The organism is Rhodococcoides kyotonense (assembly GCF_900188125.1).
Taxonomy (GTDB): Bacteria; Actinomycetota; Actinomycetes; order Mycobacteriales; family Mycobacteriaceae; genus Rhodococcoides; species Rhodococcoides kyotonense.
In genome coordinates, this window is sequence record NZ_FZOW01000001.1 from 51,359 (window position 1) to 65,838 (window position 14,480).

The 14,480-nt window shown below is 65.8% G+C and carries 14 protein-coding genes; 4 read left to right on the top strand and 10 right to left on the bottom strand.

What is annotated here, in order from left to right:
- Positions 1-12: 12 nt before the first annotated feature.
- Both CHB96_RS00180 and cobJ read left to right on the top strand, forming a co-directional pair.
- Positions 13-639 (top strand): precorrin-8X methylmutase, encoded by a 627-nt coding sequence (locus CHB96_RS00180; RefSeq protein WP_089242584.1) that lies wholly within the window; start codon positions 13-15, stop codon positions 637-639.
- A complete protein-coding gene (gene cobJ, locus CHB96_RS00185; RefSeq protein WP_089242585.1) occupies positions 636-2,153 on the top strand; it encodes a precorrin-3B C(17)-methyltransferase in 1,518 nt (505 codons plus the stop codon). Before CHB96_RS00180 ends, cobJ begins: the two co-directional genes overlap by 4 nt.
- Here cobJ and CHB96_RS00190 read toward each other — a convergent pair.
- From CHB96_RS00190 to dprE2, 3 genes are read right to left on the bottom strand one after another with little or no spacing between them, the layout of a single operon-like run.
- Positions 2,148-2,930: a cobalt-precorrin-6A reductase gene (locus tag CHB96_RS00190; protein ID WP_245865111.1), complete on the bottom strand. Its 783-nt coding sequence runs from the start codon at positions 2,928-2,930 to the stop codon at positions 2,148-2,150. The genes cobJ and CHB96_RS00190 overlap by 6 nt on opposite strands.
- Positions 2,882-4,099 carry a precorrin-6y C5,15-methyltransferase (decarboxylating) subunit CbiE gene (gene cbiE / locus CHB96_RS00195; protein ID WP_089242997.1) on the bottom strand — a complete coding sequence of 406 codons (1,218 nt, stop codon included), beginning with the start codon at positions 4,097-4,099 and terminating at the stop codon, positions 2,882-2,884. The genes CHB96_RS00190 and cbiE overlap by 49 nt, the downstream gene beginning before the upstream one ends.
- A complete protein-coding gene (gene dprE2 / locus CHB96_RS00200) occupies positions 4,099-4,851 on the bottom strand; it encodes a decaprenylphospho-beta-D-erythro-pentofuranosid-2-ulose 2-reductase (RefSeq protein WP_281254379.1) in 753 nt (250 codons plus the stop codon). The genes cbiE and dprE2 overlap by 1 nt, the downstream gene beginning before the upstream one ends.
- A gap of 32 nt (positions 4,852-4,883) precedes the next feature.
- Here dprE2 and CHB96_RS00205 point away from each other — a divergent pair, with 32 nt between their 5' ends.
- Positions 4,884-5,330: a TIGR03618 family F420-dependent PPOX class oxidoreductase gene (locus CHB96_RS00205; RefSeq protein WP_089242587.1), complete on the top strand. Its 447-nt coding sequence runs from the start codon at positions 4,884-4,886 to the stop codon at positions 5,328-5,330.
- On the opposite strand, the gene CHB96_RS00210 is transcribed toward CHB96_RS00205, so the two are convergent.
- Positions 5,287-6,438, bottom strand: coding sequence for a M24 family metallopeptidase (locus tag CHB96_RS00210; protein ID WP_089242588.1), 1,152 nt, complete (start codon positions 6,436-6,438; stop codon positions 5,287-5,289). The two genes, CHB96_RS00205 and CHB96_RS00210, sit on opposite strands and share 44 nt — an antisense overlap.
- Before the next feature lie 28 nt (positions 6,439-6,466).
- On the opposite strand from CHB96_RS00210, the gene CHB96_RS00215 reads away from it, so the two are divergent.
- Complete coding sequence (locus tag CHB96_RS00215) at positions 6,467-7,441, top strand: 5'-3' exonuclease (RefSeq protein WP_089242589.1); 975 nt, start codon at positions 6,467-6,469, stop codon at positions 7,439-7,441.
- Positions 7,442-7,472: 31 nt separating this feature from the next.
- Here the strand turns inward: CHB96_RS00215 and CHB96_RS00220 are convergent, their stop codons facing one another.
- From CHB96_RS00220 to CHB96_RS00245, 6 genes are all read right to left on the bottom strand, one after another.
- Entirely contained in the window at positions 7,473-8,246 is a 774-nt protein-coding gene (locus CHB96_RS00220; RefSeq protein ID WP_089242590.1) for a DUF4333 domain-containing protein, read from the bottom strand.
- A gap of 54 nt (positions 8,247-8,300) precedes the next feature.
- Entirely contained in the window at positions 8,301-11,033 is a 2,733-nt protein-coding gene (locus CHB96_RS00225; protein WP_089242591.1) for a DEAD/DEAH box helicase, read from the bottom strand.
- Positions 11,034-11,042: 9 nt separating this feature from the next.
- Complete coding sequence (gene tatC, locus CHB96_RS00230; protein ID WP_089242592.1) at positions 11,043-12,017, bottom strand: twin-arginine translocase subunit TatC; 975 nt, start codon at positions 12,015-12,017, stop codon at positions 11,043-11,045.
- 69 nt (positions 12,018-12,086) lie between these two features.
- Positions 12,087-12,341, bottom strand: a complete 255-nt coding sequence (gene tatA / locus CHB96_RS00235) for a Sec-independent protein translocase subunit TatA (protein WP_089242593.1) — start codon at positions 12,339-12,341, stop codon at positions 12,087-12,089.
- A gap of 123 nt (positions 12,342-12,464) precedes the next feature.
- Complete coding sequence (locus CHB96_RS00240; protein WP_089242594.1) at positions 12,465-13,433, bottom strand: helix-turn-helix transcriptional regulator; 969 nt, start codon at positions 13,431-13,433, stop codon at positions 12,465-12,467.
- Positions 13,430-14,479 (bottom strand): helix-turn-helix transcriptional regulator, encoded by a 1,050-nt coding sequence (locus tag CHB96_RS00245; protein WP_089242595.1) that lies wholly within the window; start codon positions 14,477-14,479, stop codon positions 13,430-13,432. Before CHB96_RS00245 ends, CHB96_RS00240 begins: the two co-directional genes overlap by 4 nt.
- Position 14,480: the final 1 nt, after the last annotated feature.

The following is a 14,480-nucleotide window of genomic DNA, read 5'->3' on the forward strand; positions in this document are numbered from 1 at the left end:
ATCGTGAACGGCATGCACGACTACGTCCGCGACGGCGCGGAGATCTACCGGCAGTCCTTCGCGACCATTCGGTCGGAGGCAGATCTGTCGGCCTTCGAGCCCGACGTCGCGCAGGTGGTCGTTCGCATGATTCATGCGTGCGGTGAAGTCGATCTGACCGATGTCGTTGCTGCGACCGCACGCGTCGTCGCCGACGCGCGGGCGGCCCTGAACGAGGGCGCCCCGATTCTGTGCGACGCCAACATGGTCGCCGCCGGAGTCACCCGCCGGAGGCTTCCCGCCGACAACGAGGTGCTCTGCACTCTGTCCGACCCAGCCGTACCTGCCCTCGCCGAAAAAATGCGGACGACCCGTACTGCCGCGGCACTCGAGCTGTGGGGCGAGAAGTTGGACGGTGCGGTCGTTGCGATCGGCAACGCACCGACCGCTCTGTTCCACCTGTTGGAGATGATCGACGCGGGCGCTCCCCGACCGGCTGCCATCGTCGGAGGTCCGGTCGGATTCATCGGTGCCGCCGAATCGAAGGAAGATCTCATCGCCTCGCGGCACGGGCTCGAATACCTCGTGGTGCGCGGTAGGCGCGGAGGCAGTGCGATCACCGCTGCAGCAGTCAATGCCATTGCAAGCGAGGAAGAATGAACGACAACCACGGCAAACTGTGGGGCGTCGGCCTCGGTCCGGGCGATCCCGAATTGGTGACCGTCAAAGCGGCGCGCGTCATCGGTGAGGCCGACGTCGTCGCCTTCCACAGCGCACGCCACGGGCGCAGCATCTCGCGCGGCGTCGCAGCCCCCTACATGCGCGACGGCCAGATCGAGGAACACCTCGTCTATCCCGTGACCACCGAGACGACGGATCATCCCGGTGGATATCAGGGCGCGATCGACGACTTCTACGAGCAGGCCGCGCAACGCCTCGCCGAGCACCTCGTGGCGGGGCGATCGGTAGCCCTTCTGGCAGAAGGCGATCCGCTGTTCTACAGCTCCTACATGCACATGCACAAGCGCCTGTGCGACCGCTTCGATGTCGAGGTGGTCCCCGGCGTGACGTCGGTCAGCGCAGCGTCCGCGGCACTGAGCACACCGCTCGTGGAACGCGACGAGGTGTTCACCGTTCTGCCCGGCACCCTGCCGGTGGAGGAACTGACGCGGCGCCTGCGCACGACCGACGCGGCCGCGATCATGAAGCTCGGTCGCACGTTCCCCAACGTCTTTCGGGCACTGAAGGATTCAGGACGTCTCGACGAGGCCAAGTACGTCGAACGTGCGAGTACCACTGCTCAGCGAGTGCTCGACGCCGCCGACGTCGACCCTGCCGAGGTTCCGTACTTCTCGATCGCCATCGTGCCCAGCCCGTCGAACAACCGGCAGGCCCCCAGCGAGGGTTCCGCAGCGAAGGGCGAGGTCGTCGTCGTCGGATTGGGACCGGGCGCCGACCGCTGGACCACCGACGAGGTCCGCCAGGAACTGGCCGCGGCGACCGACCTCGTCGGATACGTCACGTACGTGAACCGAGTTCCTGAGCGCCCCGGGCAGATTCGCCACGCCAGCGACAACAAGGTCGAATCTGAACGGGCCGCATTCGCACTCGATCTCGCGAAGCGCGGCAGACGCGTCGCCGTCGTGTCGTCGGGAGATCCCGGTGTGTTCGCGATGGCCGCCGCCGTCGTCGAAATCGCCGCGGACCCGCAGTGGTCCGATGTCGACGTCCGCGTCGTTCCCGGTATGACGGCGGCCAATGCCGTCGCCAGCCGCGTCGGCGCACCACTCGGACACGACTACGCGGTCATCTCGTTGTCGGACCGACTCAAGCCGTGGGATGTCGTCGCGACCCGGCTGGCTGCAGCGGCGTCGGCCGACATGGCGATCGCGATCTACAACCCGGCATCGAAGTCGCGGACCTGGCAGGTGGCTGCCATGCGTGACCTGCTGCTCGAGCATCGTGGCCCGGACACCCCGGTGATCATCGGCCGTGCCGTCGGCAGCGACGACGAGTCGGTGCGCACGCTGCGGCTCGCGGACCTCGACCCGGCGGACGTCGATATGCGGTGTCTGCTGATCATCGGATCATCCCAGACGACGGTGATCGAAACCGGTAGCGGCACACAGGTCTTCACGCCGCGGCGATATCCCGAGGTCGCGCACCCGTCATAGACGGCGCCGAAGCCACGAGACGACGTCGTCGACAGCACCGGTCTCGAAGTCGCCGGGAGGTGTCCGGGGGCGGTCGATCATGACGATGGGTATCCGCAACTCGCGTGCAGCGACGAGCTTGGCTTCGGTCATCGCTCCCCCGCTGTTCTTGGACACGACCAGCTCGATACCGCGACTGCGCATCAGTTCGATCTCGCCGGCACTGTCGAAAGGTCCACGCGCCAACAGCACTTCGTGGTGCGGCGGCATCGACGTATCCGGCGCGTCGATACTTCTGATCAGAAACCACGACGAGGCGTTCTCGGCGAACGCGTCGACACCCTGGCGTCCGATCGTCAGGAACACTCTCCGAGGCTGCTGTGCGACGATCGTGGCTGCCTCGGTCATCGATTCCGCCGGTATCCACCGATCATCCGGACCGGCGGTCCAGGGCCGACGTCGCAGTACGGCACTCGGTGTCGAGGTCCGTGCGCAGGCCGACGCAGCGTTGCGTGAGATCTCGGCGGCGAACGGATGCGTTGCGTCGACGACCACGTCGACCTGGTTGTCTCGAATCCACGACGCGAGTCCGTCGGGACCGCCGAAGCCACCGCTTCGAACGCGGCCGACAGGAAGAGCTGGATCCCGGACCCGCCCGGCGAGTGACGTCGTCACGTCGAACCTACCGTCCACATGGAGAGCCTGTGCAAGAGAACGTGATTCCGAAGTTCCACCCAGAATCAGAACCTTCACGGCTTGACCGACGTCCACTGCGCAACGGGCAGCTGAGGCCGCCATCCCGTGAACGAGCCCAGCGGTTCACCGCGATATATCTGGAACTTGCACAACGATCCACCGAAACGCGAGACACACTGCAGCAGAAGAGCTTCCGACTCTGCCGTCACGGCGTTGGCCACGAGACGGCCCCCGGGTCGCAGGCGACCCCAGCACGCATCGACCATGCCGTCCTGCGTCAGTCCCCCACCGATGAAGATAGCGTCGGGCGTATCACTGCAGTCCGCGAACGCCCGAGGCGCACCGCCCACGATCCGCAGCCCAGGAACACCGAGCACCGACGCGTTCTCCGTGATCTGTGTACGACGCGCTGCGGCCACCTCGAAAGCAACTGCGCGACAGCGTGCGTCGGTGCGCATCCACTCGATGGCAATCGACCCGGACCCGCCGCCGACATCCCACAGCATCTCGCCCGGCGACGGCGCGAGCGCACTCAGCGTCAATGCCCGCACTTCGGCCTTGGTCAGCTGGCCGTCACCCGAGTACGCCGCGTCGGGAAGGCCGGGCACGCGGGTGAGCCTGAACTCTCCGGAGAAGACACAGTCGATCGCGACGACGTTCAGCGGGTCGCCCGCAGGCTCCGCCCACGCGTCTGCGGTGCCATGGACGGATCTCTCCGACGGGCCACCCAGCTGTTCGAGAACGGTGACGCGGGACTTACCGAACCCGCTGTCGCGCAACGTCTTCACGACCTCCGCAGGCGTGTCCTGATCACGGGAGAGCACCAGAACGTTCTGGCCGTCGGCGAGTGCAGGCCGCAGCACAGAGGCAGGAGTGTTCACCAGGCTGACCGTCGTCGTGGTGTGGACCGCCCACCCCAGCCGCGAGCAAGCGAGGGACAGCGACGACGGAGCAGGCACAACACGGAGACGTTCTGCACCGAATTCGCGTGCCAGAGTGACGCCGATTCCGTGGAACATCGGATCGCCGCTCGCCAGCACGCACATTCGGCGACCGCCGAACTCGTCGACCCACGACCGCAATGCAGGCAGCAACGGACTGGGCCACTGCCGCTTTCGGTCGTCGGGCACCGGGACCGAGCCGAGCTGCCTACCCGATCCGAAGACGACCTCCGCACCGGACACGATCGCGCGGGTAGCGTCGGACAAGCCGTCCCAGCCGTCGGCGCCGATGCCGACGACGTCGATGGGCATCGCGGTATCGACCGCCATCAGCGCGGCATCTTTCGCCAGATCCACGCCGGCAGCAGATTCATGACGATGGTGATCGGCGCGAGAACACCGGGGATCCACACGCGGGCTCTCCCTTTGTCCAACGCGCGCACGACGGCGTCGGCAACCTGGTCCGGTGTGCTGGAGAACGGTGCGGGCGTCATCCCCTCGGTCATCGACCCGATGACGAAACCGGGACGCACGAGTAGCAGCGACACACCCGAGCCGTGCAGCGCATCAGTCAATCCGGAGGCGAATCCGTCGAGCCCTGCCTTCGCGGACCCGTACACGTAGTTGGCCTTTCGGACCCTCATCCCGGCGATCGACGAGAACACGACGAGCCTGCCCTTGCCCTGCGCTCGCAGCAGCGCCGCAGCGTGAGTCAGCACGGATACCTGGGCCACGTAGTCCGTGTGCACGACGGCGACCGCATGAGCTGCATCCGATTCCGCCCGCGCCTGATCACCGAGGATCCCGAAGGCGAGGACCACGGTACCGAGCGAGCCGTGGGCCGACGCGACATCCTGCAGCAGCGGTCCATGCGAGGCGAGGTCGTCGGCGTCGAACTCGACGGTGTGCACCGACCGGGCACCGGCCTCCTGCAGCCGGGTGACCTGCGCGGACAGTTCCCCGCTCCGTCGTGCGGCCAGCACGACGGTTCGTCCAGGTGCGAGCCGCGCGGCGAGCTCCATGCCGATCTCGCTACGGCCGCCGAGCAGCAGAAGTGTGTCGTGGTCTCCGGTCGTCGTCACGGCTCACAGTCTGTCCGATTAACGTTTCGGGTATGGCCACCACCCCCGCTGACCCCACGTCGCTCACACCGGACGCGCTGGCGTTCCTCACCGATCGCCACCTCGCGACGCTGACGACGCTGCGACCGGACTCCACTCCTCACGTCGTCGCGGTCGGGTTCACGTGGGACCCGGAGGAGCGGATCGTTCGGATCATCACCGGTGGACGCACACAGAAAGCTCTGAATGCTGCACGCGGCGGGTACGCGGCCGTCAGTCAGGTCGAGGGCGCCCGCTGGCTGACGCTCGAAGGGCCGAGCGACGTCCTGACCGACCGCGACGACGTCACCGAGGCCGAACGACGCTACGCCGAGCGCTACCGGATCCCACGCGAGAACCCGGAGCGCGTCGTGATCAGGATCGCCGTGCAGCGCATCCTCGGTTCGACATCCCTGATCAGTCGACCGGCAGAACCGTCAAACCGTGGGGTCGAAGGTTGACCGACTCGCATCCATCGGCGGTGACGATCACGATGTCCTCGATGCGTGCACCCCAGTTACCACGGAAGTAGATCCCCGGTTCGACACTGAACGCCATCCCTTCGGTGAGCCGAATGTCGTTGCCGGACACGATGTACGGTTCCTCGTGAACCGACAGGCCGATGCCGTGGCCGGTGCGATGCAGGAACGCGTCACCCAGCCCTTCGGCCGCAAGAAGGTCGCGTGCCGCAGCATCGATCGATTCCGCGGTCACGCCGGGCCGCACAGCGTCGACGGCAGCCTGCTGAGCCCGCTCGAGCAGTGCGTACTGCGCGGCGATCTCCGGTGTGGGCTCCCCGAGGACGTAGGTACGCGTCGAGTCCGAGTTGTAGCCGGGTGCGACGGGGCCGCCGATGTCGATGACGACGACGTCGCCTGCTTCGATCACACGGTCGGACACCTCGTGGTGTGGGTCGGCGCCGTGGGGACCCGAACCGACGATGATGAACGCCGCGTCGGTGTGCCCTTCCTCGACGATCGCCGCGCCGATGTCCGCGGCGACGGCGGCCTCCGTGCGCCCCACCCGAAGGAAGTCACCCATCCTGGCGTGCACCCGGTCGATCGCCTGGCCTGCCCGGCGCAACGCCTCGATCTCCGCATCGTCCTTGATCATCCGCAGACGCCGCAGGACATCCGTCGCGAGCACGGGCACTTGCCCGATCGACGACGCCAGCGGGACGAAATGAAGCGCAGGCATCGCGTCGTCGACCGCGGTTGCCGCCCCCTGACGCAATGTCGACGACACCAACTCGTACGGACTGACGCCGTCGACCCAATCGGTGATCTGCAGCCCCAGATCGCTCACGGCGGAGTCCGTCAACGCTGCCAGTTCGAGCCGAGGCACGATCACGGTGGCCGTCGAGCCGTCGGCAGGAACGACGAGGCAGATCAGTCGTTCGAACGAGCTGGCCCGGGATCCGACGAGATACTGCAGATCGGGCCCCGGCGTGATCAGGAGCGCGTCCAGGCCCGCTTCGCCCGCATACTGCGCTGCGCGCGACAACCGGGATGCGTAGATCTCGGACGGGAAGCGGGCGCCGGGGTCTTCGGAAGTGGAATCGGAACTCATGACTTCAGGCTAACGGCGTTTTGGCAAGATGATGGCCATGACAGCTCCGGGAAAGTCGCCTCTGCTCCTTCTCGACGGAGCCAGCCTGTGGTTTCGTGCCTACTACGCACTGCCCGAATCGATTACGGCACCCGACGGCCGCCCGGTCAATGCGGTCCGCGGATTCATCGACATGGTCGCAGCCTTGATGGCGCGGACGGAACCGTCGCGCCTCGCTGTCTGCCTCGATCTCGACTGGCGTCCGCAGTTTCGTGTCGACGCGGTGCCGTCCTACAAGGCCCACCGGGTCGCGGAGGTCGTCAGCGGCGACGCCGACAGCGAAGAGGTACCCGAGACTCTGACGCCTCAGGTCGACATGATCATGGATGTCCTTGCGGCGGCGGGCATTGCTACCGCAGGCGCCGAAGGACTCGAAGCAGACGACGTGTTGGGCACCTTGGCTGCGCAGGAGCGACAAGACCCCGTCGTCGTCGTCAGCGGCGACCGAGACCTGCTTCAGGTCGCTGCCGACGAACCCGTCGAGGTCCGTGTGCTCTATGTCGGACGTGGCCTCGCGAAGGCCGAACTGTTCGGACCCGCCGAGGTGGCCGAGAAGTACGGCGTGCCTCTGCATCGCGCCGGAGACGCCTACGCCGAACTCGCTCTGCTACGCGGCGATGCGTCGGACGGATTGCCTGGCGTCAAGGGAGTCGGCGAGAAGACGGCGTCGACGCTCATGCTGCGGTTCGGATCCGTCGAAGCGCTCCGCACCGCTGCATCCGATCCGACGTCGGATCTCGCACAAGGGATTCGAGCGAAGCTGAACGCAGCGAGCGACTACCTCGACGCAGCTCTGCCGGTCGTGCGCGTCGTCACCGACGCCGATGTCGCATTCTCGCGGTCGGACGTCATTCCAGCCGCGCCCGCCGACGAGGCTCGCCTCACCGAGTTGGCGTCGGAGCTCGGGATAGGGAACGCCGTGAATCGACTCGTCGCAGCGATGTCGACCTACGGCACTCCTTGATCGCAGACGTCGGACGTACGAGGTGCGCGGGTCAACGTGGACGCGATACCTCGTACGTTCCCTCGTCGTCGGTGAAGGTCAGCGTCACGGTCCGGGAGATTCCGTCGACGTTGAGGGTGCAGTCGAACGAGCTGCCTCGCTCCACCTGCTGGCCGTCCGGGCACGACACATCGGTGACGCCTGCCGAACCGTAAGTGCCCGTGACGATCTCCTCGACGCCTGATTCGGCGGCAGCACGATCGAGTGTCGTGTTTCCACCGAGCGTGGCGAACAGGACACCGCCGATGACGAGGATCGCCGCGACCAGTCCGAGGATCACGAACAGTGCCGTCTTCGACGAACCCCCCTGCGACTGCTGCTGCCCAGGGCTCCACTGCTGACCGCCCTGCGGGTACTGGCCTTGCGGGTACTGCCCGCCCGGAGGCTGTCCCTGACCGTAGGGTTGCTGTGGGTACTGGCCGTACTGCTGAGGCTGTCCTTGCGGCGCTTGACCGTACGGCTGCTGGCCGCCAGGGTACTGCCCCTGTGGGTACTGGCCCTGGGGGTACTGCCCCTGCGGATACCCTTGCGGGGCCTGCGGATACGACCCTTGGGGGTACTGCCCCTGCGGGTACTGGTACTGGCCCTGGGGAGTCTGGCCCTGAGGATTCTGGCCCTGGGGGTACTGCCCGTACTGGCCTTGCTGCGGATACTGACCCCACGCCTGCCCGCCCGGTTGCTGCGCGTCGGGCGTGTCACCCCCGGACTCGCCCGGTGTGCGTGACCACTGATCGTCAGGATTGCCAGGACCGTATGGGCCGCTCATCTCGCCTCCACTCGATTCGCCTTCTCGACCGATACCGTATCCCGCCGCACCGACCTAGGCGGCATCGACGGCGACGACACCTCGCCGTAGCGCGACGATCGCGCGCGCGGCTGTCTTCGACAACGCCGGATCAGGAGACGCGAGCCGCACCTGGTCCAGAAGATCGATCACCTGTCGGCACCATCTGACGAAGTCCCCGCCGGACAATGCCTTGCCGTGATCACCCGCAGCGAGAAGCGCCTCGACGAGGGAATTGTCGCTGGCCCAGCGATACACGGCCTTGACGAAGCCCATGTCCGGCTCGCGCGTCGGCGGCAACTTGTGGCGAATCTCGTCCGACCGCAGCTCCGCCCACACACGAACGGTCTCCCCCAACGCAGCGCGGATCGGAGCCGTCGGGCCGTGCGGAATCGGGTCGCCTTCCTGACGCGACTCGTAGACGACCGACGACACCACTGCCGCCAACTCCGCAGGCGCAAGGCCCTGCCACAACCCTTGCCGAAGGCATTCCGCCACAAGCAGATCCGACTCGGAGTAGATCCGGCCCAGACGGGTTCCGTTCTCGGACACCGTCGGCACCTTGCCCGTGGTGATGTAGTCACGTTCGGCCAGCAGCGCGAGAATCCGGTCGAAGGTTCGTGCCAGCGAATTGGTCGTCGCCGACACCTTCTGGCGCATGGTCTCGGTCTCACGAGCGATCCGGCTGTAGCGCTCACCGACTCGGCCGAGCTCGTCGCGGTCGGGCCGCGAATGGACCGGGTGCGACCGGATGCTGCGTCGGAGCGTCGCGAGCTCCTTGTCGTCAGCAGCAGTCGACTTGCGTCGTCGCCGATCCGAACCCGCGGAGACCCCGGTCGCTCGGAGAGCAGCGGCGAGGTCACGACGTGTGCGGGCCGTGCGATGGTCGACGTGCCGGGGCAGTCGCATGTGGCCGAGTGAATCCGCCGGCGACGGGAAGTCCGCCGCCGACAGCCGTCCCGCCCATTTGTCCTCGGTCAGGAACAGCGGCCGTGGGTCGCCTGCGTCGCCATCCGGTTCGAGAACGACAGCCAAGCCGCTACGGCGGCCGCTCGGGACCGAGACGATGTCGCCGCGCTTCAGCACCCGCAGCGAATCGACAGCCTTGTCCCGACGGTCTTGCCTTCCCTGACGCTCCAGCGACTTCTCGCGTGCCTTGAGCCGCTCGCGAAGACTCGCGTACTCGAAGTACTCGCCGTCGGGTCCGCCGAGCGTGGCACCGAGTTGCTCGAGGGTCGCCGCATTGCGTTCGATGCCCCGAACGAGCCCGACCACCGAACGATCGGCCTGGAACTGAGCGAACGACCGCTCGAGGAGTGCCCGCGACTCGGTGGCGCCGAACTGTTCCACCAGATTGATCGACATGTTGTACCCAGGGCGGAACGAGCTCCTGAGAGGGAACGTGCGGGTCGAGGCGAGGCCTGCCACCTCGGTGGGCTCGGTGCCCGGCTGCCACAACACGACCGCGTGGCCCTCGACGTCGATACCGCGGCGCCCTGCTCGGCCGGTCAACTGCGTGTACTCGCCGGGAGTCAGCTCGGCGTGGGTTTCGCCGTTGTACTTGACCAGCTTCTCCAACACGACCGTCCGGGCAGGCATGTTGATGCCGAGCGCGAGCGTCTCGGTGGCGAACACGGCCCGCACGAGCCCCTTGACGAAGAGTTCTTCGACGGTGTGCCGAAAGACCGGCAACATCCCGGCATGGTGCGCAGCCAGGCCCCGTTCAAGTGCCTCCCGCCATTCCCAGAAACCGAGGACCTCGAGATCCTCACGCGGCAACTCGGCGGTGTGCTTGTCGATGATGTACCGGATCTCTTCGACCTGCTCGGGCGTCGTCAAAGCCAGCCGCGAGCGCAGGCACTGCGTCAGCGCTCCGTCGCACCCGGCTCGCGAGAAGATGAACGTGATCGCAGGAAGTAGACCTTCCTGGTCGAGACGCGCGATGACCTCGGGCCGCGGCAACGGACGGTTGTTCGCGTTGCCGCTGTAGCCGCCTCCGCCCGACCGTCCGCGCCCTCTGCTGTGCGGCGCCTGCCACCGATCGGCGTGGTCGAGGGCTTGGCGTTGTTTCACATGCCGCACCAGCTCTTTGTCCACGACCACCTTCGAGGCGCCGTCGGCGGCGTGCGCTCTGCTGTCGAACAGGTCGAACAGTCGACGACCGACCATGATGTGCTGCGACAGCGGAACAGGTCTGTTCTCGTCGACGACGACCGTGGTGTCGCCGCGCACCGTCTCCATCCACGCGCCGAACTCCTCGGCGTTGCTCACGGTGGCCGACAGGCTGACCAGTCGCACGTCCTGCGACAGGTGCAGAATGACTTCTTCCCAGACGGCCCCACGGAAACGGTCGGCCAGGAAATGCACCTCGTCCATGACGACGTGCGACAGACCGCGCAGCGCGTCCGACGACGCGTACAGCATGTTGCGCAGGACCTCGGTGGTCATGACGACGACCGGGGCGTCGGGATTGATGCTCGAGTCTCCCGTCAGCAAGCCGACCGAGTCACGTCCGTATCGCGCGGTCAGATCGGCGAACTTCTGATTGCTCAGCGCCTTGATCGGTGTGGTGTAGAAACACTTTCGGCCTGCGGCGAGAGCCAGGTGCACGGCGAACTCACCGATGACGGTCTTGCCCGCACCCGTGGGTGCGCACACGAGGACGCCGTGTCCCGCTTCCAGCGCGGTGCAGGCATCGACCTGGAAGCGGTCGAGTGGGAACCCGAGTGCACCGGCGAACCGCTGCAGCTCGGATGTGGAGACCGTCACTCGATCACGTCAGATCGTGTCGGTGAAATCCTGGTCGCGTCGCTGTCGATCGCGCTGACCGACGTCGGACTGGACCGGCGGTGTGACCGATACCGGCGATTCGATGTTGCTTGCGGAGTCGATCGACGTTGCCTCGTCATCGGACACATCACCCCATTCGTCGTTTCTCTTCCGCAATTTACGCTTGTCGTGGATTCGCGCGATCTGCACGGCGAACTCGAACAACAGCGTCAGAGCCAGAGCCAGAGCCAACATGGAGAACGGGTCCTGGCCCGGGGTCGCGATCGCAGCGAAAACGAACAAGGCGAAAATCAATCCTCGACGCCATGCCTTGAGCCGCTCGTAGGTCAGCACGCCGACGAAGTTCAAGGCGACGACCAACAGCGGGATCTCGAAACTGACGCCGAAGATGATCAACAGATTGATGAGGAAGCCGAAGTATTGGTCACCGCTGAGCGCGGTGATCTGCACGTTGTCACCGATCGACAACAGGAAGTGCAATCCCTTGGCGACGATGAAGTAGGCGAGCACGGCACCTGCGACGAACAACACTGCCGCGGACGACACGAACCCGACGGCGTAACGGCGCTCCTGCGAATACAGACCCGGCGTGACGAACGACCAGATCTGGTACAGCCAAATCGGACACGCCATCACGACACCGGCTGTGAACGCGACCTTGAACCTAAGCAAAAACTGGTCGAACGGCCCGGTCGCGAGCAACCGGCATTCGTCGTCGCCACTCAGATTCGCCCGCAGACTCGGGTCTAGCGAGCAGTACGGGCCACGCAGCAGATCACCGAGTGATTCGATGCCGAACAGCGTGTGGGAATACCAGAAGAACCCGAATGCGGTGGTCACTGCGATTGCGAGCAGCGACCACATCAGCCGGGTTCGTAATTCGTAGAGGTGATCGACCAACGACATGGTGCCGTCGGGATTCAATCGGCGTTTGCTCCGCCGTGGATCGAACGGGATTCGCATTCTCTGTCTTCGCTCAGCAGTGAACCGGGGTGCAGGTCAGCACCCCGGTTTGCCCCGATGTGGGTTACGTCAGGCGGACTTGGAGTCCGGCTGCACGTGAGCGTGCGTGTCGACCGGGCGGGTCGAATCCAGCTGCGCCGGAGCTGCGGTCGGAGCGGCCGGAGCGTCGGACTTGCCGTCGTTCTGCATCTCCTTGACTTCGCTCTTGAAGATGCGAAGTGACCGTCCGAGTCCGCGAGCTGCGTCGGGCAGCTTCTTCGAACCGAACAGAATGACGACGACGAGGGCAACGATCGCCCAGTGCCACGGGCTCATGGCTCCCATGTGTACCTCCCAAGATCAGATGATTCGAGCGTACCCGAGATTTCGGACAGGGTGCTCCCGAGAACCTGTTCGTTTCCTGTCCGTTCACTTGTATTGAGCCGAACGAAACAAATGACTCCCGCCTCAATCGAGGTCGGAGTATGCGGCCAGCGCGTCCTGTGCACGATGCCTGACGCTGCGCTGCAGTTCGGGAGGCCCGAGGACGGTGACACCCTCACCGAATCCCAACGTCAGTCGTGTCATCCATGCCAAAGTCGCGAACCGCATGGTGACCGTCAACGAGCCGTCCGCGTCCGCGCCCACCTGAGTCATCGGGTAGTAGTCCATGACCCACGCGTATCCCGGCGCGATGCGCAATCGCGCCTGCGGAAGTGTCGGATCGTCGTTGAAGATCTCGAAACTGTCGTCCTGTGGAAGCCCTTCGGGCGGACGGGACTTCTCGTCCAGTTCGACGGCGCGATCGATGCGGTCGAATCGAAACAATCGCACTCCCTCGGCCCGACGGCACCACGCCTGCAGGTAGCTGTGATCGTCGATCAACACTGTTCTGATCGGGTCGACGATGCGCTCGGACACCGCGTCTCGCGACGCCGAGTAGTACGTCAACTCGAGCGCGTGCTGGTTCCGCGACGCCGAACGGACGGCAGCTGCTGCGGCACTTTCCGCCTTCGACGCTCCTGTTCCGGAGTCCGACGACCTCGGCACGTTCGCGGCCGCGGCACCTGCAGCATCTTCGATCTTCGCGATCGCGCGCTGCGCCGCCGACGGATCGACCATTCCCGGCATCGCCGTCAGCGTGCGCAGAGCGACGAGCAGTGCCGTCGCCTCCGTCGAGGTCAACCGCAGCGGACGGTCGATTCCCGCCGAGAACGTGACCTCGATGCTCTCCTCGGAGAACGACAGGTCGATCAGGTCACCCGGTCCGTATCCCGGCAGTCCACACATCCACAACTGGTTCAGGTCCGTCATCAGAGTCGACGTCGACACACCCAGCTCTTCGGCCGCCTCGGCAGCGCTCATACCCGGGTTCGCCAGGAAGAACGGCACCATGTTCAGCAACCGGGCCATCCGCACCGACAGTCGCGCGCTCATCGCCCCGCCCCGTTCCTCACGCCGAACGCATCCTCCCGCGTGTCCGAATGCTCCTCCGCGACCGATTCGTCCGGTGACGCCGACTGCAGGGTGGCCACCACATCGTGACGCAACTCGGGCGGGTCGAGTACGAGAGCATCTGCGCCATGGCCTGCGACCAGACGAGTCACCCACTCCCAGGACCGAACGGGAATCCGAAGTACCGCACCTGGACGACCGCCGACGCTGCGATGTTCGACGACGTCACCGAGACGCCTGATCTCGAGAGCCCGGTCGTCGGCCACCCAGATCGTGGCAGTTCCGCTGATTTCCGCCGTGCCTGCGACACGTTCGACGATCGCCTGCAGGTCGACGTCATCGGGCTTGCGGACACTGCCCGCTTTGCCGAACGTGGTGACGTCGTCGCCGATGCGCGACAAGCGGAACGTGCGCACGTCGTCGCGATCGAGATCGTGGCCGACGAGGTACCAGCGTCCGCGGAACGTGACGACGCCCCACGGTTCCACCGACCTGGTGGTGAACGGATCCGACGTCGAACTGCGGTGCTCGAATCGAACCGAGCGACCCGCGTCGATCGCGGCAAGCAACGCACCGAGCGCAGGCTCCGAACCACGCGTCCGAGCTGGTACTGCGGTCACCGACGCGGCCGACTCGTCCTGCTCGACCTGAATCCCCGCGGCGCGCAACTTCAACAGAGCGCTCTGCGCAGCCGAGGTGAGCTCGGGCGACTCCCACAACTGAACCGCGACCGCGACCGCAGCTGCTTCTTCGCTGCTGAGGTCGATCTCGGGGAGCTCGTACGCGTCGCGGTTGATGCGGTATCCCTCGACACCGCCCGTTCCGATCGACACTCCCGTCTCCAGGGGCACACCGAGATCCCGGAGCTCGTTCTTGTCGCGCTCGAACATCCGACTGAATGCTTCGTCGGACCCGGAATCGCCGTAGCCCGCGACGGACTCTCGAATCCGCTCGGCCGTCACGAACTGACGTGTCGACAGAAGACAGATGACAAGGTTCATCAACCGCTCGACTTTGGTGATCGCCACC